The sequence below is a fragment of the Nocardia terrae genome (assembly GCF_009760405.1).
Taxonomy (GTDB): domain Bacteria; phylum Actinomycetota; class Actinomycetes; order Mycobacteriales; family Mycobacteriaceae; genus Nocardia; species Nocardia terrae.
Genome location: NZ_WRPP01000003.1, coordinates 41,902 through 60,134, shown reverse-complemented (window position 1 = coordinate 60,134; position 18,233 = coordinate 41,902). Strand labels below are relative to the sequence as shown.

Genomic DNA, 18,233 nt, shown 5'->3' with positions numbered 1-18,233 from the left:
TTACGCGCTGGCTGTGCGCGCGGCGGGGTGGCTGGTGCTCCGCCGCTTCTCGACGGAATCGAAGGTGTAGTCGGTCAGTGCGAAATGTGCCGCGCGCCAGGCCGCTTCGGGGGTGCTCATGGCGCGCAGGGGGACATCGCCGTTCTTGTCGAAGTAATACGAGTTGGCCAGGGCACAGCTGTCCTGCCAGAAGACCTGGGTGCCTCGGCGCGAGAGCATTTCCCGGAAGTAGCGCTCGTTGGCTTCGGGTGTGACCTCGATGCGGGTGGCGGTGTGGCGGCGGGCCTGGCGCAGGAGTCGCAGGATGTGGGTGGTCTGCATTTCGATGAGGGTGAAGTAGGACGCGCCGTTGTAGCCGTAGGGGCCGATGATGGTGAAGAAGTTGGGGAAGCCGGGGATGGAGACGCCCTCGTAGGCTTGCAGGCGGTGGGTGTCCCACCAGTCCTCGAGGCGGGTGCCGCCGCTGCCGTGCAGGTCGAAGGTGGGCATATTGCCGGACTCCATGACCTTGAAGCCGGTGGCCATGATGAGGACGTCGACTTGGTGGTGGCGGCCGGTGGTGCGCAGGCCGCTGGCGGTGATCTCGGTGATGGGATCGGTTTCGAGGGTGACGTTCTCGCGGTTGAAGGTCTTCAGGTAGTCGTTGGAGAACGAGGGGCGCTTGCAGCCGAGGGCGTACCTGGGCGTGAGCTTCTCGCGGACCTCCGGATCCTTCACCTGGTCGCGCAGGTGAGCCAGTCCCTGCCGCTCGCCGAGCTTCACGACCGGCAGCACCTTGTAGTAGTGCGCCGAGAGCGGGAAGGTGATCTCCACGAACGCCTGGCTCAGCCACCGGGTCAAGAACTGCCCGCCCGGAATCCGCATGAGCGCGCGGACCGCGGGCGGCATCGGCGCGTCCGGCCTGGGCAGGCACCAGATCGGGGTGCGCTGGAAGACAGTGAGTTTCGAGACGTCCTTCGCGATCTCCGGAATGACCTGGATGGCCGAGGCCCCGGTGCCGATGATCCCGACCCGCTTCCCGCGCAGATCGATCGAGTGATCCCACCGCGCGGTGTGCATGGTCGAACCCCGGAACCGTTCCGCCCCGGGGATTTCCGGAAGTTTGGGCCGGGTCAGCACCCCGGTCGCGCCGATGAGGAACCGGCAGGTGATCTCCTCGCCGTCGGAGGTCGTCACGCGCCACAGGTGCAGGGCGTCGTCGAAATCCGCGCGAGCGATGGTGGTGCCGAACCGGATTCGCGGCCGCAGCCCGTACTTCCGCACGCAGTGCTCGGCGTACGCCTTCAACTCCCGGCCCGGCGCGTACACCCGCGACCAGGACCGCTGCTGCTCGAACGAGTACTGATAGCTGAACGACGGAATGTCCACCGCGATTCCGGGATAGGTGTTCCAATGCCAGGTCCCGCCCACCCCGTCGGCCTCGTCGATCATGACGAAGTCGTCGAACCCGGCCTTGCGCAGCGCGATCGCGGTCCCGATCCCCGAGAATCCCGCGCCCACGATGACGATCTCATGGTCCACCACAGTGCTGGTCACAGCGTGTCCTCCGCGTAGATGATGCAGTCCACCCGATGCTCGACCCCGTCCACGGTGCGAATCCCGAGTGGCGCGAACCGGGCGATGGGCCAGGACACGAGCGTGCAATTGGCCCGCGCGAGCGCCCGGTAGTAGCGGCCGTGCACCCGCACCGCTGCCGGTCGGTCCGGCGTGAGCTGCCTCCGCTGCCACGAATCCCCGACCTGAGCCCGGAGATTCGCCTCTGCCGCCTGTCGCAGGACTAGACGCCCGCACCAGCGCAAGATACCGATCCCGACCTCGCTCACCGCGGACACCATGGCCTCGCCGAATCCGTCGGAGGACGCCGGTCGGCCGATACCGCGGCGCGAGAACGGCAGCACCGCAGGGAATTCGGGGCGCGCGGCGCCGGGGACGATCGGCCCGCCGTGCGGGCCGCCAGCCCGGTCCGATATCCCCGCAGAGGGGTCGGGAGCTGCGGCATCACGGTCGCCGGGCAGGGTGGGGGCGGCGGGGCCCGGCAGGCTGCCCAGCAGCCCGGTCGGCAACTGGCGCAGTAGGATTCGTGCGCCGGGGAGCGGTGGGGTCGGCAGGATCCAGATGGGATCGTGCTGGAAGACGGTGACACGACGGGCCTGGTCGGCCACCGGTGGCACGACCCGAGCCAGCGCGGTACCGCCGCCGATGACGGCGACGTGGAGGCGGTCGACCTCGTGCTGGTCCCGCCAGTGGGTGCAGCGCACGATGGGGCCGGTGTAGGTTTCGCGGACTCTGCGGGCGTCTCCCCGGCGGATCGGGGAGGTCATTTCGCCACCGGCTCGTAGGTCAGGGCCTTGGACCAGGACGGGGTGCGGCGGAAGACCTTCACCGGGAAGTGGTCGATCGCCTTGTTCAGGGCATCGTTCACGCCCTGGATCGGCTGCAGGCGGTTGATGGTGGCCATGCCGTGCAGCCGGACCACGTGGTAGAGCGGGACGCGCTTGATGTCGGGGCTGCGCTCACCGGCTTTCTCGTAGCGGCGCACGGCATTCCAGAGCTTCTCCTCGTCCAGTCCCATCGCCATGATGTTGGTGGACATGCGCGACAGCAGCGGCGTGTACAGCACCGCGCCCATCAGGATGCTGGGTCGCAGCACGTAACCCGCCGACTCGATGGCGAGCCGTCGCATGGGTCCCGCGCCGAGCTGCTCCAGGACCTGGAAGCCGACGGCGAGATGCCGGGACTCATCACTGTTGATGTGCCGGAAAACCTCGTGGCACAGCGGATCTCGTACTTCGTCGAGCAGGAATTTCACCAGCGCGCCGTCCAGCGCGCACTCCAGCGAGGGGATCACCGTGCCCAGGACCGGCAGGGTCAGGCTGTCCCCGTAGCGGTCGAGCCACTGGATGACGAGCCGAATGTTCTTGTTGGGCAGCGGCATCGCGTCCTCGTCGAGCATGCCCCAGCGGCGCATCAAGGCCAGTTCGGCATTGGCGTGCTTCTGTTCCTCGGCGTGGAAGTACCGGTAGATCTCCTTGAGTGGTCCGTCCGGGGCGCGCAGCGTGAGCGCCGCGAAGCCGCGCGCGCCCACGTGTTCGATCCAGACCAGGTCGGCCATGAATTTCGCCAGCGCCGGGCGCTGCTCGTCGGTGATGAGTTCGGCTCCCGGTGCGTCCCAATCGATGTCGGCCAGCGCCCACTGTCGATCCTGGATGACGGTGAGCATGTCGGAATACGCGAACGCCATTGTTCAACTCCAATCGGCTGTTACCGCACCAGCCGCTCCAGCAGTCCGGCGGCACGGGTGTAGGGCTCGGGCAGCAGTCGCTTGGACTGCCAGATGGCCTTGGCCTCGAGCTGTGGGACCACATACAGCTGGCCGCGGTCCACGGCGTCGAGGGTGGTGCGGGCGATCGAACCCGGCGGGCGTCCGGTCCAGCGGATCAGGCGATCGCCCCAGCGCTGCAGGTTCTCGTCGCCGATCGAAACGCCTTCCAGGATGTTGGTTCTCACCCCGGTGGGGCAGAGCACGGTGACCGTGACGCCGGTGCCGGACAGCTCCGCGGCGAGGGTCTCCGACAGCGCCAGCACGCCCGCCTTGCTCACGTTGTAGGCGGCCATGCGCGGCGCGGAGCCGAAGGCGGCCGCGGAGGCGACATTCACGATCGCGCCGTGCCCGGCCTCGCGCAGCCGGGGCGTGAAGACGTGACAGCCGTGGATGACGCCCCACAGGTTGACGTCGAGCACCTGATGCCATTCGGCGGGCGGGGTTTCGCCGATGAGGGTGCCGCCGCGCCCGATGCCCGCATTGTTGACGACCAGGTCCGGGTTCTTGCCGAACCATTCCTCGGCGGTGTGCGCCAGCGTCGCGACCTCCGCGAGGCTGCTCACGTCGCAGACGGTGTCGAAGGCCTTTCCGCCTGCGGCGCTGACCAATTCGACGGTCTCGCGGGCGCGCTCGGCGTCGATGTCGGAGCAGATGACCCGTCCACCCCGCTTGCCGATCTCCAGGGCGAAGGCTCGGCCGATGCCGCTGCCCGCGCCTGTCACCACCGCGTCCGCCTGCTGGGTGCGGCGGGATCCACCGAAGGGATTGAGTCGCATGGGAACTCCCGGGGCCGTGCCGTCCGGGCGGTCAAACTGGGGGCGTATGCCACCACTGGCCGCACCTGCCACCAATTAGGCTCCCGGTGCGCTACTTTGTCAACTATGGACCGGTCCTCACCGGCGGCCGCTCGCACTTCCGCGCGGGCCGCAACGGATGTACCAGCCCGGCCGACGTCTAATGCGGCCACCGGAGTGGCGGCGGAGGTGTCCGCGCGGCCGGTGCCGGGTGGGCGCGGGGAGGCGACGGCCCCTGCGCGGCGTGGCGGCACCTGGGGCGGGCGCACCCAAGAGGAGCGCCGCGCCGAACGGCGGGAGCGTCTGCTCTCGGCCGGTCTGGACATCTGGCTCGAAAACGGCTGGGCCGCAGTGACCATGCGCGGCGTGTGTACCCGCGCGGGGCTCAACGATCGCTACTTCTATGAGCACTTCGCCGACCGCGACCAGTTACTGGGCGCGGTCTGGGACGACGTCGGTTTTCAGGTGCTGGCCGAACTCTCGGCGGTGGTCGCGGAGAACCTGCAGCACCCGGCGCTGGGCATCCTGCACCTGGCCATCGCACGCGCGGTCGGCCTGCAGAGCGAGGGTCCCGCTCGAATTCTCTTCGGCGATCACGCCGGTAGCCGGGTGCTCGAGGAACGCCGCAGCGAGATGCTGACCGAGGCCACCGACCTGCTCATCGCCACCGCACGCCCCTACCTGCGCCCGGGTGTTGACGAATCCGACCTGCGCATGGGCGTCCTCATGGGCATCGGCGGCTTCATCGAACTGCTGACGGCCTGGCGCACCGGCACCGTCACCGCCGACGCCGACCGCATCATCGACCATGTCAGCCGCACCGCGGACCTGCTGGGCGCGCAGTACCTGGCCTTCCCCGACCGATGACCGCTACTTGACCGCCCAGACCATCGACTCCGGCCCGGCCAGGTGTTCGGTGATGGGGTTGTGGAAGCCGGTGTCGGTCAGCCAGGTTCGCAGGTCGGCGGCGGTGTAGTCGAAGCCGCCGGGGGTTTCGATGAGCATGTTGAGGCTCATCAGCAGGCCCTGGAGATTGGTGCGGCGGTCGTCGTCGATGAGGGACTCGTAGACGAGGATGGCCCCGCCCTCGGGGAGGGCGCGGTACGCCTTCTCCAGGAGCATCAGCTTCGTGGGCAGATCCCAGTCGTGCAGGATGTGGCCGAAGACCAGGACGTCGGCCTCGGGAAGTTCATCGATGAAGAAGTCGCCGGACTGGAAGGTGGTCCGATCCTCCACCGGCGCACTGTATTCGGTGAAGATGGGCTCGACGGCCGCCAGGTCGTAACCGATGCCGTGCAGGTGGGGGTTGGTTTCGAGCACGGTGCGCAGCAGCGCGCCCTGTGCGGTGCCGATGTCGGCCACGGTCTTCCAGCGCTGCCACGGAAAGATCTCGGCGATGGCGTGCGCGCTGGGCAGCGACAGACCGGTCATGGCGCGTTGAAAGTCATAGAGCCGCTGGGGATCCCGGTAGAGGGTGGTGAAGAAGTCGCCGCCGCCCTTGGCCTCGTTCTGCGGGAGTCCGGTGCGCAGGCCGTCGGTGAGCCCGCCCCAGAAGGGATACAGTCGCGCGGCCGCCATCTCCAGGAAGCCGCCGATGTATTCGCTGCCGGTGCTGTCCAGGTAGGTGGCGCTGTCGGCGGTGTTCGCGTAGCGGTCGTCGGTGCGCCGCAGCAGGTCCATGGCGACCAGCGCGTCGAGGAAGTCGCGGGTCGAACGCGGGTGCAGACCGAGTTCGCGCCGCAACTGCTCGGCGGTCAATTGCCGATGCCCGAGCACCGTGAACACCCCGAGTTCGACGGCACTGAGCAGGGTCCGGGACTCCCAGAAACCCATTCCGATCCGCAGGATCCGCTCCATGGCGCATCACGATAGCCACAGCGACCCGCCGGCAACGGCAAATCCGTGCGGCCGGGACGGCAGCGGTCCCGGTTGCCGGGAATCAGAGCTCGTCGATGCCGTACACCCGCTCGGCGTTGGTGCGGAAAATCTGCTCGATGGCCTTGTCGTCGGCCCCGTGCCCGGACAGTGCGGTGGCCACCGCCTCCGCGGCGTTCGGAATGCTCGTGATCGGTTTGTCCACCGGGAAATTCGAGCCCCAGATCAGCCGGTCGGCCCCGAACACGTCCAGCGCGTGCTCCAGCATCGGCGAAATCCGTTCCAGCAGCACCGGAACCGGTGTCGGCTTACCGCGCTCGGGCACCGGGTGCCCGAGGATCGGCATCATCAGCCCGCTCACCTTGGACACCACATTGGTGTGCACGGCCAGCGCCGCGAGGTCGTCGCGCCAGCGCACGAACAACTCGCGCCGCTGCCCGGGGTGCTGTCCGGTATTGCGTCCCACCGGTCCGAAAATCCCGGCGGGTGTGCCCAGATGGTTGAGCACGATGGTGGTGTCGGGATACCGCTCGGCCAGCGCCGTCACCTCCGGCAGCTGACCCGAGTACACCCACGCCTCGAACGCCAGGCCGCGATCGGCCAGCGCGCCGAAGCCGCTCAGGAAAGCGGAGGAGGTGAGCAGACCCGGTGTCTTGCACATCGCGCGCACCTGCGGATCCGGATGCGTCTCGACGCGCGCCCGGATGCCCCGGAACCGTCGCGAGGCGGCCTGGTGCGCGTCGAGCAGCTCGCCGAAATCGGGTGCCGTGGGGTCGCCCGCGCCCATGATCGCGCCGAGCGCGGGCGTGTCCACCCCGAACGGCAGGCTTTCCACCCAGCGGGTCTCATCGGCGGGCGCGAGCCGGCCCTTCCCGTTCCATTCCACCTCGATGTGCACGATCGCCTCGACCGGCACCTCCCCGGCGTCCTGCTGATAGTCGCGCGGCAGATAGGGATGCACGAAAGGGGTTGGATCCCCCACGAATTCGCGTTCCCGCCGGGGAGCCAGCCGTTTGGCCAGGTCCACGGGGATCGGGACGTACCGGAACAGTTTCGCCAGACCGCTGAACTCGCGCGGCGTCGTCAGCGGATCCCACTGATGAATGTGCGCGTCCACGACAGTCATTCCCGCAAGGTCCATGAGGTGCCTTCCGTCTGGGTCAGCCTGTCCCGGATTGTTCCACGCCGACCCGCCTCCGGCCGTGAAATCGGGACTACCCGGACAGCACTGCCCGGTCAGACGTTGCGGCGGTATTGGCCTCCCACGGTGAAGAAGGTGTCGGTGATCTGCTGGAGGGTGCAGACGCGGGCGGCGTCCATCAGCACTTCGAAGACGTTGTCGTCGCTCGAGGCGGCCGCGGCGAGCCGGGCCAGGGCGGCGGGGGCCTCGTCGCGATGGCGCTCGGTGAATTCGCGAACGCGGTGCAGTTGGGACTGTTTCTCGGCCTCGGTGCCGCGCGCCAGTTCGAGTACCCGGTGCTCTTCCTCGTGCGGATTGCGGAAGGTGTTCACCCCGATGATCGGCAGGCTGCCGTCGTGCTTGCGGCGTTCGTAGAGCATGGACTCGTCCTGGATCCGCCCGCGTTGGTATCCGGTCTCCATCGCTCCCAGCACACCGCCGCGCTCGCTGATCCGCTCGAACTCCCGCAGCACCGCCTCTTCCACCAGATCGGTGAGCTCCTCGATGATGAAGCTGCCCTGCAGCGGGTTCTCGTTCATCGCCAGCCCCCACTCGCGGTTGATGATGAGCTGGATCGCCAGCGCCCGCCGCACCGACTCCTCGGTCGGCGTGGTGACCGCCTCGTCGTAGGCGTTGGTGTGCAGGCTGTTGCAGTTGTCGTAGACCGCGATGAGCGCCTGCAGGGTGGTGCGAATGTCGTTGAAGCTCATCTCCTGTGCGTGCAGCGACCGCCCGGAGGTCTGCACGTGGTACTTGAGCTTCTGCGAGCGGTCGTTGGCCCCGTACTTGTCGCGCATGGCGATCGCCCAGATGCGCCGCGCCACCCGGCCGATCACCGAGTATTCGGCGTCCATGCCGTTGGAGAAGAAGAACGACAGATTGGGCGCGAAGTCGTCGATGTCCATGCCGCGCGCCAGATACGCCTCCACGTAGGTGAATCCGTTGGCGAGCGTGAAGGCCAGCTGGCTGATCGGGTTCGCCCCGGCCTCGGCGATGTGATAGCCGGAAATGGACACCGAGTAGAAGTTGCGAACGCTGTTGCGCACGAACCATTCCTGGATGTCGGCCATCATGCGCAGACTGAACTCGGTGGAGAAGATGCAGGTGTTCTGGCCCTGATCCTCCTTGAGGATGTCGGCCTGCACGGTGCCGCGCACCGTGGCCAGGGTCCGGGCGCGCAGGTCCCGCTCCTCGTCGGCACTCGGCGCGCGGCCGTTCTCGGCCGAGAACTGTTCCCGCGCTTGATCGATGGCGGCATTGAGGTAGTAGGCGAGGATGGTCGGCGCGGGACCGTTGATGGTCATCGACACCGAGGTGCTCGGCGCGTCCAGGTCGAACCCGTCGTAGAGCACCTTCATATCGTCGAGCGTGGCGATGGAAACCCCGGAGGTCCCCACCTTGCCGTAGATGTCCGGCCGCTCGGCCGGATCGTGCCCGTACAGCGTGACCGAGTCGAACGCCGTCGAAAGTCGTTTGGCGTCAGCGTGTTCGGACAGCACCTTGAACCGCCGATTGGTTCGGAAGGCATCGCCCTCACCGGCGAACATGCGCGCCGGATCCTCGTTGTCCCGCTTGAACGCGAACACTCCCGCCGTGAACGGGAACCGGCCGGGGAGATTCTCCGACCGCAGGAACCGCAGCAGCTCACCGTGATCGGTGAAACGGGGGAGGGCCACGCGCGGAATCGAACTGCCGGACAAGGTCTCTCGCCGCAAAGCGGTGCGCAGCTCCCGATCGCGAACCCGGACCACCTGCTCCTCGCCCCGATACGATTCGGCGACGGCGGGCCATTCCGCCAGCAGTGCGGCGTTCTCCGGTGAGAGCGACTTCTTCGCCCGCTCCAGCAGCTCGCTCACCGATTCGTCCTCGGGCAACTCGGCGAGCACCTGCTCGACCCGCTGCACGCGCTGCGCGGCCTCGATCTGTCGCGCCGTCTCCGCGTGGTAATCCCGGACCGTCTCGGCGATCTCGGCCAGATACCGCACCCGAGCCGGCGGAATGATCTGCGCGAACCGGGTGGAGGCCCGGGTCCGCACCCGCGGCAGCACGCCCTCCTGCAAGGGCAGTCCCCGTTCGCCGAGCAGTGCGGCGAGGTGCTGGTAGAGCGCCGTCACGCCGTCATCGTTGAAGGTGGCCGCGCTGGTGCCGAACACCGGCATGTCCTCGGGCATGGCGTGGAAATCCTCGCGATTGCGCACCAACTGCCGCGACACGTCCCGCAGGGCGTCCTCGGCCCCGCGCCGCTCGAACTTGTTGATGGCCACCACATCCGCGAAATCGAGCATGTCGATCTTCTCGAGCTGGGAGGCCGCCCCGAACTCCGGCGTCATCACGTACAGCGACACGTCCACGTGCTCGGCGATGGCCGCGTCGCCCTGCCCGATGCCCGGCGTCTCCAGGATCACCAGATCGAAACCCGCTGCCTTGCAGGCGATCACCATGGTGTCGATGTCGTGCGGCACCTCCCGCTCACCCCGGGTGGCCAGCGACCGGAAGTACACGCGCTCACCGTCGAGGGCGTTCATCCGGATCCGGTCGCCCAGCAGCGCGCCGCCGCCGCGCCGCCGCGTCGGGTCCACCGCCAGCACCGCCACCCGCAGCTTGTCCTGCTGGTCGGTGCGCAGCCGCCGAATGAGTTCGTCTGTGAGAGAGGACTTTCCCGATCCACCGGTGCCGGTGATGCCCAGCACCGGCACATGCCGCCCGGCCGCCGCGGCCGTCAACGCCGCCCGATCCGCCTCCGGGAGCGTGCCCTGCTGCAAGCAGGTGAGCGTCCGCGCGAGCGCCGCCCGATCCCCGGTGAGCACCGCCTCGATACTCGCGGGCGTCTGCGAAAGGTCTACGTCGCAAGCGGAAATCAGCTCATTGATCATCCCCGGCAGCCCGAGCCGCTGCCCGTCCTCGGGCGAGAAGATGGTCACCCCGGACTCGGTCAGCCGCGCGATCTCCTCGGGAATGATGACGCCGCCACCCCCGCCGAAGATCTTCACGTGCTCGGCCCCGGCCTCCTTCAACGCCTTGGCCAGGTACTCGAAGTACTCGATGTGCCCGCCCTGATACGAGCTGACGGCAACGCCCTGCACGTCCTCGGTGACCGCCGCGTCCACGACCTCCCGCACGGCTCGGTTATGCCCCAGATGAATCACCTCGGCCCCCTGGGCCTGCAGGATTCTCCGCATGATATTGATGGCCGCGTCATGGCCATCGAACAGCGCGGCGGCGGTGACGAACCGCACGGGATTGACCGGAACATGCAACTCGGGCATGCGATTGCTCCAACTCTCGGAGGCTCTCAGGGGCTCCCCCTGAAACCCCAATCACGATCGGGCTTGTGAATTATCCCACAGCCAATACTTGGATGTCCAACTATAGGATCGCCACGGAACGCGCAATCGGCGCGCAAGCTTCGCAAGCATCGAGACAGGCTGTAAAAGTCGTGGAAGGGCCAGGCATGGTTCGCGAACTCACTCATTTCGTCGGCGGAAAGCATGTCCCGGGAACTTCGGGCAACTTCGGCGATGTGTTCAACCCGAGCACCGGACAGGTCCAGGCCAAGGTGCCGCTGGCGAGCAAGAGTGAGGTCGAGGCGGTCATCGCGAACGCGGCCGCGGCGCAGCCCGCGTGGGCCGCCACGAACCCGCAGCGGCGGGCTCGGGTGCTGATGAAGTTCCTGACCCTGGTACAGGACGAGATGGATTCGCTGGCCGCACTGCTGTCCAGCGAGCACGGCAAGACCATCGCCGACGCCAAGGGCGACATCCAGCGCGGGCTCGAGGTCATCGAATTCGCCTGCGGCATCCCGCATCTGCTCAAGGGCGAATACACCGAGAGCGCCGGCACCGGCATCGACGTGTACTCCATGCGCCAGCCGCTGGGCGTGGTCGCGGGCATCACCCCGTTCAACTTCCCGGCCATGATCCCGCTGTGGAAGGCCGGTCCGGCGCTGGCCTGCGGTAATGCCTTCGTGCTCAAGCCCTCCGAGCGCGACCCCTCGGTGCCGCTGCGGCTGGCCGAGCTGTTCCTCGAGGCCGGGCTGCCCGCGGGCATCTTCAACGTGGTCAACGGCGACAAGGAAGCCGTGGACACGCTGCTGCACGACGAGCGCATCAAGGCCGTCGGCTTCGTCGGCTCCACCCCGATCGCGCAGTACATCTACGAGACCGCGTCCGCGAACGGCAAGCGCGCCCAGTGCTTCGGCGGGGCCAAGAACCACGCCATCGTCATGCCCGACGCCGACCTCGACGATGTGGCCGACCAGCTGATCGGCGCGGGCTACGGCTCGGCCGGTGAGCGCTGCATGGCCATCTCGGTCGCGGTGCCGGTGGGCGAGGAGACCGCGGATCGGTTGCGCGCCAAGCTCATCGAGCGCATCAACAAGCTCAATGTGGGCGTCTCCGACGATCCGGGCGCGGACTTCGGCCCGCTGGTCGGCCGTGACGGCGTGGACCGGGTGAACAACTACGTGCAGATCGGCGTCGACGAGGGTGCGGAGCTGGTCATCGACGGCCGCGGGCTGGTCGTGGAGGGCGGCGAGGACGGGTTCTTCGCGGGCGCTTCGCTCTTCGACAACGTCACTTCCGAGATGCGGATCTACAAGGAGGAGATCTTCGGCCCGGTGCTGTCCATCGTTCGCGCCGCGGATTACGAAGAGGGCCTGCGCCTGGCCAACGAGCACGAATACGGCAACGGCGTCGCCATTTTCACCCGCGACGGCGACACCGCCCGCGACTTCGCCGCCCGCGTGCAGGTCGGCATGGTCGGCATCAATGTCCCGATCCCGGTCCCGATCGCCTACCACACCTTCGGCGGCTGGAAGCGTTCCGGCTTCGGCGATCTGAACCAGCACGGCCCGGACTCGATCCGCTTCTACACCAAGACCAAGACGGTGACGCAGCGCTGGCCCGCGGGACTCAAGGAGTCCAACGCCTTCGTCATCCCGACCATGGACTGACGGATGTTCGTACTAGACGAAGACGAGAAGGCGATCGTCGAGACCGCCCGCTCCTTCGCCGACGAACTGCTCGCGCCCAATGCCCTGGAATGGGATGAGCGCAAGCACTTCCCGGTGGACGTGCTGCGCAAGGCGGGCTCGCTCGGCCTGGGCGGCATCTACGTGCGCGAGGACGTGGGCGGCTCGGAGCTGCGGCGGCTGGACGCCGTGCGCATCTTCGAGCAGCTGGCCACCGGCTGCCCGGCCGTGGCCGCCTACATCTCCATCCACAACATGGCGACGTGGATGATCGACACCTACGGCGATGAGACGCAACGCAATCGGTGGCTGCCGGGACTGACGTCCATGGACCTGCTGGCCTCCTACGCGCTCACCGAGCCGGGCGTCGGCTCCGACGCGGCGGCCTTGAGCACCAAGGCCGTTCGCGACGGCGACGACTACCTGCTCACCGGTGTCAAGCAATTCATCTCCGGCGCGGGCAGCAGCGATGTGTACGTGATCATGGCGCGCACCGGAAACGAAGGGGCACGCGGGATCTCGGCGTTCATCGTTCCGGCCGATACCCCCGGGCTGTCCTTCGGGGCGAACGAGCGCAAGATGGGCTGGAATGCCCAGCCCACCCGCCAGGTCATTCTCGATCAGGCCCGGGTGCCCGCGGCCAACCTGCTGGGCGCGGAGGGCAACGGCTTCCGCATCGCCATGAACGGGCTCAATGGTGGGCGGCTGAACATCGCCGCCTGCTCGATGGGCGGGGCGCAGGCTGCGCTGGACCGGACGGTCACGTACATGGCTCAGCGCAAAGCCTTCGGCTCGCGACTGCTGGACAACACCGCCCTGCAGTTCGAGTTGGCCGATATGCGCACTTCGCTGGAGGCCGCCCGCACCCTGCTGTGGCGCGCCGCGGCCGCCCTGGACGCCGACGCCCCCGACAAGGTGGAGCTGTGCGCCATGGCCAAGCGGTTCGCCACCGACGCCGGGTTCGAGGTGGCCAACAAGGCCCTGCAATTGCACGGTGGCTACGGTTACCTGGCCGAATACGGCATCGAGAAGATCGTTCGCGACCTGCGGGTGCATCAGATTCTCGAGGGGACGAACGAAATCATGCGGGTGGTCGTCGCCCGCTCGGTGGTAGGAGCAGCATGAGCGAGCGCAGCGAGCGAAAGATGGACACAGCCGAGCCGGTGAACGAACCCGAGGTGTTGATCGAGAAGCGCGACGGGCTCGGCCTGATCACGCTGAACCGGCCCCGGGCCATCAACGCGCTCACCCACGCGATGGCACTGGTCATCCTGGACGCGCTGCGGGCCTGGGTGGACGACGACGAGGTGCGCGCGGTGGTGCTCACCGGCGCGGGCGAACGCGGCTTGTGTGCGGGCGGCGACATCGTCGCCATCCACAACGACGCGAAGAACCTTGTCGCACAGGATGCTTCGCAGGAGGCGGCCGCCGATTCGGAGACCGGCAAGTTCTGGCGCGACGAGTACATCCTCAACGCCTACATCAGCCGCTACCCCAAGCCGTACGTCGCGATCATGGACGGCATCGTCATGGGTGGCGGCGTCGGCCTCTCGGGCCACGCCTCGCACCGCATCGTGACCGAGCGGTCCAAGATCGGTATGCCCGAGGTCGGCATCGGCTTCATCCCGGACGTGGGCGGCACCTACCTGCTGGCACACGCGCCCGGCGAGATCGGCACCCATGTCGGGCTCACCACCGCGCGCATGTCCGCCGGTGACGCCATCGCGGCCGGCTTCGCCGACTACTTCGTGCCGTCCGAGCACCTGCCTGCGCTGCTGGAAGCCCTGCGCGACAATGAGATCGACGTGGCCATCGCGAAATTCGCGCAGCCCGCGCCGGTGTCGGAGTTCGTGGCCCAGCAGGACTGGATCGACGCCTGCTACAGCGCGGACACCGTCGAGGAGATCGTGCACCGCCTGGAGATCGACGGCCGCGCCGAAGCCGCCAAGGCCGCGCAGGACGTGCTGTCGAAATCGCCGGTGGCGGTGAAGGTCACGCTGCGTTCGCTGCGCGGCGCCCGCCAGGCCGCCGATCTGGAAGCGGCGCTGAACCAGGAGTACCGCGTCTCCATCGCCTCCCTCAACACCCACGACCTGGTGGAAGGCATTCGCGCCCAGGTCATCGACAAGGACCGCAACCCGCAGTGGTCGCCCGCCACCCTGGCGGACGTCACCGCCGCCGACGTCGACGCCTACTTCGGCGCGCTCGGCGACCGCGAACTGGGTTTGGCCGCACCTACTTCAGGCGAATAGAACTCGAGGACGAGTAATGAGCAACAACACCAAGGTCGGGTTCCTCGGACTCGGCCACATGGGCGGACCCATGGCCGCCAACCTGGTCAAGGCCGGATACGACGTGCTGGCCTTCGACCCCGTCCCCGCCGCGCAGGACCAGGCCCGCCAGGACGGCGCGACCGTGGTCGCCACTGCCGCCGAAGCGGTTTCGGCCTCCGACATCGTGATCACCATGCTGCCCAACGGCCGCATCGTGCTCGACCTCTACAACGAGGTGCTCTCGGCCGCCAAGCCGGGCACCCTGTTCGTCGACTGCTCCACCATCGACGTCGCCGACGCCAAGCAGGCCGCGGAACTCGCTGCGGCAGCGGGACATCGGGCCCTGGACGCCCCTGTCTCCGGCGGCGTGGCGGGCGCGGCGGCAGGCACCTTGACCTTCATGGTGGGCGGCGCGGACGCCGACTTCGCCGACACCCTGCCGCTGCTCGAGGTCATGGGCGGCAAGGTCGTGCACTGCGGCGGCGCGGGCGTGGGCCAGGCCGCCAAGATCTGCAACAACATGCTGCTCGGCATTTCGATGATCGGACTCTCGGAAGCCATTGTGCTGGGCGAGAAGCTGGGCCTGACCCACGACAAGTTCTTCGACGTGGTGTCCACCGCCTCGGGCCAGTCGTGGGCGCTCACCTCGTACTGCCCCGTGCCCGGACCGGTGCCGACCAGCCCCGCCAACAATGACTACAAGCCCGGTTTCGCGACCGCGCTCATGAACAAGGACCTCGGTCTGGCGGCCAACGCCCTGCGGGCCAACGGTGTGGACGGGCAGATCGGACAGCTCGCCGCCGACATCTACAACCGCTTCAACCAGGACGAAGCGGGCAAGGACTTCTCGGCTATCGTCACCGATATCCGCAAGCGATCTGAGGGAGAGACAAAATGACCGTGTCGCGTAGCGACTCCGTTGGGGGTGGGGGCGGGGCGACGGGCGGGCCCGACTTCGAGACCATTCTGCTGGAGCGCAAGGGCCGCGTCGCCCTCATCACGCTGAACCGGCCGAAGGCCCTCAACGCGCTGAATTCGCAGGTCCTCACCGACATTTCGGCCGCCCTCGACGAACTCGAGAACGACAACGAGATCGGCGCGGTCGTGCTGACCGGCTCCGACCGCGCCTTCGCCGCCGGCGCGGACATCAAGGAAATGCAGTCCAAGTCCTACATGGACATGTTCCTGACCGACCATTTCGCCGGTTGGGACCGCCTGGTCGCCTTCCGCAAGCCCATCATCGCCGCGGTCGCCGGCTACGCCCTGGGCGGCGGCTGCGAACTCGCCATGATGTGCGACCTGCTCATCGCCGCCGACACCGCCAAGTTCGGCCAGCCCGAGATCAAGCTCGGCGTCATCCCCGGCATGGGCGGCTCCCAGCGCCTCACCCGCGCCGTCGGCAAGGCCAAGGCCATGGACCTCATCCTCACCGGCCGCAACATGGACGCGGAAGAGGCCGAACGCGCGGGCCTGGTCTCCCGCATCGTCCCCGCCGCGGAACTCGTCTCCACGGCCATGGAGGTCGCCGAAACCATCGCGTCCATGTCGCTGCCCTCGGTCATGATCGCCAAGGAAGCGGTCGACCGCGCCTTCGAAACCACCCTCACCGAGGGCCTCCGCTTCGAACGCCGAGTCTTCCACTCCCTCTTCGCGACGGACGACCAGAAGGAAGGCATGACCGCCTTCGTCGAAAAGCGCCCCGCCAACTTCACCAACAAGTAGCCGCCCCACCAACTCCCGCTTCTTCGTTGAGTGGCACCTCTCCGAGGGGTTTTGTCCGTTTCCCTCTCGATAATGTGCCACTCAACGATCGTGTCGGCTGACACGGCGAAGGTCGTCAAGGCCGGGCCTCGAGGGGGGTGGGGTTGGGCGTGGGCTGGTGGCACAGGCGGCCCCTCTCCCTGATCTAGGCCGCTTTTGTCTTTGGCTCTTACCCGTGCTTGGGAGGGCCGACCACTTCGACCGTGGGCGGCTTGCCGTCCGTGTGGTCGCCGCCGTCGCGGTTCATCGCGAGCGCGCCCACGATCGTGCCGCCGAGCGTGGCGGTAACCGCGACCGCGGCAACCAGTTTGCGGCGGGATACCGGGGAGGAGGGGGCCTCATGGGCACCGGAGTGCGGCGTCAGGTGGACGCTGCGGATGCTGCGGGCGGAGGGCCGTTCGGCGGCGAGCAGGACCGCGCCGCGCGTGGAGACGAATTCGGGCTCGGGATCGTAGATGAGCTGCATGCCGAGCTGCTGCTTCAGCTCGTCGCGGATGCTCTTGTTGCGCGTACAGCCGCCCAGTAGCGCCATACCCGTCGGCTGCACCCCGGTCTCGTCGATCATGTGCCGGACGAACGACGCCGAGTGATGAATCCCCGCTTCGACCAGTTCGGCGAAATCGCTCCGGGTGACCACGGTGCGCTGCCCGGTGATCGGGTCGCACACGGCCAGCACGCGTTCGGAGGCCAGCGCCTCCTTCTGCCGCCGAGTGTTGGCCAGGTCCAGCGTGACGCCGCCGCGAGTGAGCAGCCAGCGCAGCAGGGCGTCGTGGCCGTCACCGCCGACGACGGTGCTGCGCTTGGTGGCGAGGACGGCATCGGTTCGGCAGTCGATCTGGGTGAGGGTCAGGCCGGAGGCGCCTAGGTCGTAGAGCAGGATCGAACCCTCGGTGGGCAGCCGGCCGGTGAATCTGAGATATCTGAGCTGGGCCACCGGCTCGTCGATGACGGTCAGGCGATTGCGGCCGGCGGCGGTCCGGACGGATTCGGCATGGTTGCTGCACCGGGTGGTCACCGCGATGCCGGTAATGAATTCGTCCCGCTTGGCCGCGGATTTCCGCATCAGCCGAATGGCCTCGAACACCGCCTCCTCCATGCTCCCGCCACCGGCACGGCGTAGCACCTTGCAACGGTCGATGGGGGGCAGGTGAGGCTGGTCGGAATGGGTGAGCATGGCGCGTGCGCCAGCAGCGCCCGCCGACACCCCGAGGACCAGCACCATGGCCTCCATGGTGAACCTTTTGCGAGCCGAATCCAAGACTATGACGCAGGAAATTGGCTGCTGGGTCGCTGAAGAGTTACTGACCGGCCCACCGTGTCGGGGAGCTACCCGGATCGAAGTCGCCGGCCGCCTGCCGGAACTCCGCCAGCAATTGCAGCAGCAGATGCAATCGTTCCGGTGGCAGGCCCGCCTCGGCGAAAACACGCCGATTCAGTTCGGTGGTGGCCTTGGCCACCGAATCCCTTCCGGCATCGGTGATTTCGATGAGCGTCGCCCGCCGGTCACTCGGATGTGGCACACGCTTCACCAACTGGGCGGCCTCGAGCCGGTCCACCGTGTTGGTGACCGAGGTCGGATGCACCTGCAGGCGGGCGCTGGCTACCGCCATGGGCAGCGCGCCCGTTTTGCTGAAACTCAGCAGCATGAGTAGCTCGTAGCGGGAAAAGGTCAAACCGGACGGTCGTAAGGCTTCATCGACCCGCGCCATCACGATCTGCTGCGCCCGCACCAGCGACGTCACCGCCGCCATGCCGTCGGCCACGTCGCCCCAGCCGTGCTCGGTCCACTGGCGATGCGCCTCCTCGATGGGATCGAGCGGCAGCGGACGGGGACGCGACATGCCCCCGATCATCGCACGTCGCGGACCGGTTGGTTGAAGCGCCGAGCCAATCCGCGCACCGGTAGAAATCACCGTGATCCGAAACCTGGGCAACTGACCCCGTTCGGGCCAATATCGACGACACGATGCGGGTGTGACCGAGGGGCTAGGTAGCGGTCTGCAAAGCCGTATACGCGGGTTCGACTCCCGCCGCTCGCTCCATCGAGAAAACGCCCCCC

At 67.7% G+C, this 18,233-nt stretch carries 15 protein-coding genes and 1 tRNA gene; 7 read left to right on the top strand and 9 right to left on the bottom strand.

Annotated elements, in window-relative coordinates:
- The 4 genes from GPX89_RS15695 to GPX89_RS15680 are packed head-to-tail and all read right to left on the bottom strand — an operon-like array spanning position 1 to position 4,098.
- Positions 1-1,536 carry a flavin-containing monooxygenase gene (locus GPX89_RS15695; protein WP_328601877.1) on the bottom strand — a complete coding sequence of 512 codons (1,536 nt, stop codon included), beginning with the start codon at positions 1,534-1,536 and terminating at the stop codon, positions 1-3.
- Positions 1,533-2,321, bottom strand: coding sequence for an NAD(P)/FAD-dependent oxidoreductase (locus GPX89_RS15690; protein ID WP_157388338.1), 789 nt, complete (start codon positions 2,319-2,321; stop codon positions 1,533-1,535). The genes GPX89_RS15695 and GPX89_RS15690 overlap by 4 nt, the downstream gene beginning before the upstream one ends.
- Positions 2,318-3,241, bottom strand: coding sequence for a ferritin-like domain-containing protein (locus GPX89_RS15685; protein ID WP_157388337.1), 924 nt, complete (start codon positions 3,239-3,241; stop codon positions 2,318-2,320). Before GPX89_RS15685 ends, GPX89_RS15690 begins: the two co-directional genes overlap by 4 nt.
- A gap of 20 nt (positions 3,242-3,261) precedes the next feature.
- Positions 3,262-4,098 carry an SDR family NAD(P)-dependent oxidoreductase gene (locus tag GPX89_RS15680; protein ID WP_157388336.1) on the bottom strand — a complete coding sequence of 279 codons (837 nt, stop codon included), beginning with the start codon at positions 4,096-4,098 and terminating at the stop codon, positions 3,262-3,264.
- Between the two features lie 207 nt (positions 4,099-4,305).
- Between GPX89_RS15680 and GPX89_RS15675 the strand changes: the two genes are divergently transcribed.
- A complete protein-coding gene (locus tag GPX89_RS15675) occupies positions 4,306-4,983 on the top strand; it encodes a TetR/AcrR family transcriptional regulator (RefSeq protein WP_328601876.1) in 678 nt (225 codons plus the stop codon).
- A 3-nt stretch (positions 4,984-4,986) separates the two neighbouring features.
- Here GPX89_RS15675 and GPX89_RS15670 read toward each other — a convergent pair whose 3' ends face one another.
- The 3 genes from GPX89_RS15670 to icmF form a co-directional block, all read right to left on the bottom strand.
- The gene (locus GPX89_RS15670) at positions 4,987-5,973 is read right to left on the bottom strand and encodes a methyltransferase (RefSeq protein WP_157388334.1); all 987 of its coding nucleotides are present in this window, start codon (positions 5,971-5,973) and stop codon (positions 4,987-4,989) included.
- 82 nt (positions 5,974-6,055) lie between these two features.
- Positions 6,056-7,117: an amidohydrolase family protein gene (locus GPX89_RS15665; RefSeq protein ID WP_235947438.1), complete on the bottom strand. Its 1,062-nt coding sequence runs from the start codon at positions 7,115-7,117 to the stop codon at positions 6,056-6,058.
- A gap of 110 nt (positions 7,118-7,227) precedes the next feature.
- Positions 7,228-10,437, bottom strand: a complete 3,210-nt coding sequence (icmF, locus tag GPX89_RS15660; RefSeq protein WP_157388332.1) for a fused isobutyryl-CoA mutase/GTPase IcmF — start codon at positions 10,435-10,437, stop codon at positions 7,228-7,230.
- A 185-nt stretch (positions 10,438-10,622) separates the two neighbouring features.
- Between icmF and GPX89_RS15655 the strand changes: the two genes are divergently transcribed.
- From GPX89_RS15655 to GPX89_RS15635, 5 genes are read left to right on the top strand one after another with little or no spacing between them, the layout of a single operon-like run.
- Positions 10,623-12,122, top strand: a complete 1,500-nt coding sequence (locus GPX89_RS15655) for a CoA-acylating methylmalonate-semialdehyde dehydrogenase (protein WP_157388331.1) — start codon at positions 10,623-10,625, stop codon at positions 12,120-12,122.
- 3 nt (positions 12,123-12,125) lie between these two features.
- Positions 12,126-13,265, top strand: coding sequence for an acyl-CoA dehydrogenase family protein (locus GPX89_RS15650; RefSeq protein ID WP_157388330.1), 1,140 nt, complete (start codon positions 12,126-12,128; stop codon positions 13,263-13,265).
- Complete coding sequence (locus tag GPX89_RS15645; protein ID WP_235947436.1) at positions 13,262-14,392, top strand: enoyl-CoA hydratase/isomerase family protein; 1,131 nt, start codon at positions 13,262-13,264, stop codon at positions 14,390-14,392. The genes GPX89_RS15650 and GPX89_RS15645 overlap by 4 nt, the downstream gene beginning before the upstream one ends.
- 16 nt (positions 14,393-14,408) lie before the next feature.
- A complete protein-coding gene (mmsB, locus tag GPX89_RS15640; RefSeq protein ID WP_157388329.1) occupies positions 14,409-15,311 on the top strand; it encodes a 3-hydroxyisobutyrate dehydrogenase in 903 nt (300 codons plus the stop codon).
- The gene (locus GPX89_RS15635; protein WP_157388328.1) at positions 15,308-16,135 is read left to right on the top strand and encodes an enoyl-CoA hydratase; all 828 of its coding nucleotides are present in this window, start codon (positions 15,308-15,310) and stop codon (positions 16,133-16,135) included. The genes mmsB and GPX89_RS15635 overlap by 4 nt, the downstream gene beginning before the upstream one ends.
- A 208-nt stretch (positions 16,136-16,343) precedes the next feature.
- Here GPX89_RS15635 and GPX89_RS15630 read toward each other — a convergent pair whose 3' ends face one another.
- A complete protein-coding gene (locus tag GPX89_RS15630; protein WP_235947434.1) occupies positions 16,344-17,405 on the bottom strand; it encodes an Hsp70 family protein in 1,062 nt (353 codons plus the stop codon).
- Positions 17,406-17,472: 67 nt separating this feature from the next.
- A complete protein-coding gene (locus GPX89_RS15625) occupies positions 17,473-18,015 on the bottom strand; it encodes a MarR family winged helix-turn-helix transcriptional regulator (RefSeq protein WP_157388327.1) in 543 nt (180 codons plus the stop codon).
- Between the two features lie 127 nt (positions 18,016-18,142).
- Here GPX89_RS15625 and GPX89_RS15620 point away from each other — a divergent pair.
- A tRNA-Cys gene (locus GPX89_RS15620) sits at positions 18,143-18,216 on the top strand.
- Positions 18,217-18,233 lie beyond the last annotated feature (17 nt).

What these genes read in the sequence shown, in the direction of transcription:
- GPX89_RS15665 (WP_235947438.1), bottom strand. Translation starts at nt 7,117, where the DNA reads ATGACTGTCGTGGACGCGCACATTCATCAGTGGGATCCGCTGACGACG.
- mmsB (WP_157388329.1), top strand. Translation starts at nt 14,409, where the DNA reads ATGAGCAACAACACCAAGGTCGGGTTCCTCGGACTCGGCCACATGGGC.
- icmF (WP_157388332.1), bottom strand. Translation starts at nt 10,437, where the DNA reads ATGCCCGAGTTGCATGTTCCGGTCAATCCCGTGCGGTTCGTCACCGCC.
- GPX89_RS15690 (WP_157388338.1), bottom strand. Translation starts at nt 2,321, where the DNA reads ATGACCTCCCCGATCCGCCGGGGAGACGCCCGCAGAGTCCGCGAAACC.
- GPX89_RS15670 (WP_157388334.1), bottom strand. Translation starts at nt 5,973, where the DNA reads ATGGAGCGGATCCTGCGGATCGGAATGGGTTTCTGGGAGTCCCGGACC.
- GPX89_RS15645 (WP_235947436.1), top strand. Translation starts at nt 13,262, where the DNA reads ATGAGCGAGCGCAGCGAGCGAAAGATGGACACAGCCGAGCCGGTGAAC.
- GPX89_RS15685 (WP_157388337.1), bottom strand. Translation starts at nt 3,241, where the DNA reads ATGGCGTTCGCGTATTCCGACATGCTCACCGTCATCCAGGATCGACAG.
- GPX89_RS15655 (WP_157388331.1), top strand. Translation starts at nt 10,623, where the DNA reads ATGGTTCGCGAACTCACTCATTTCGTCGGCGGAAAGCATGTCCCGGGA.
- GPX89_RS15650 (WP_157388330.1), top strand. Translation starts at nt 12,126, where the DNA reads ATGTTCGTACTAGACGAAGACGAGAAGGCGATCGTCGAGACCGCCCGC.
- GPX89_RS15680 (WP_157388336.1), bottom strand. Translation starts at nt 4,098, where the DNA reads ATGCGACTCAATCCCTTCGGTGGATCCCGCCGCACCCAGCAGGCGGAC.
- GPX89_RS15625 (WP_157388327.1), bottom strand. Translation starts at nt 18,015, where the DNA reads ATGTCGCGTCCCCGTCCGCTGCCGCTCGATCCCATCGAGGAGGCGCAT.
- GPX89_RS15630 (WP_235947434.1), bottom strand. Translation starts at nt 17,405, where the DNA reads ATGGAGGCCATGGTGCTGGTCCTCGGGGTGTCGGCGGGCGCTGCTGGC.
- GPX89_RS15635 (WP_157388328.1), top strand. Translation starts at nt 15,308, where the DNA reads ATGACCGTGTCGCGTAGCGACTCCGTTGGGGGTGGGGGCGGGGCGACG.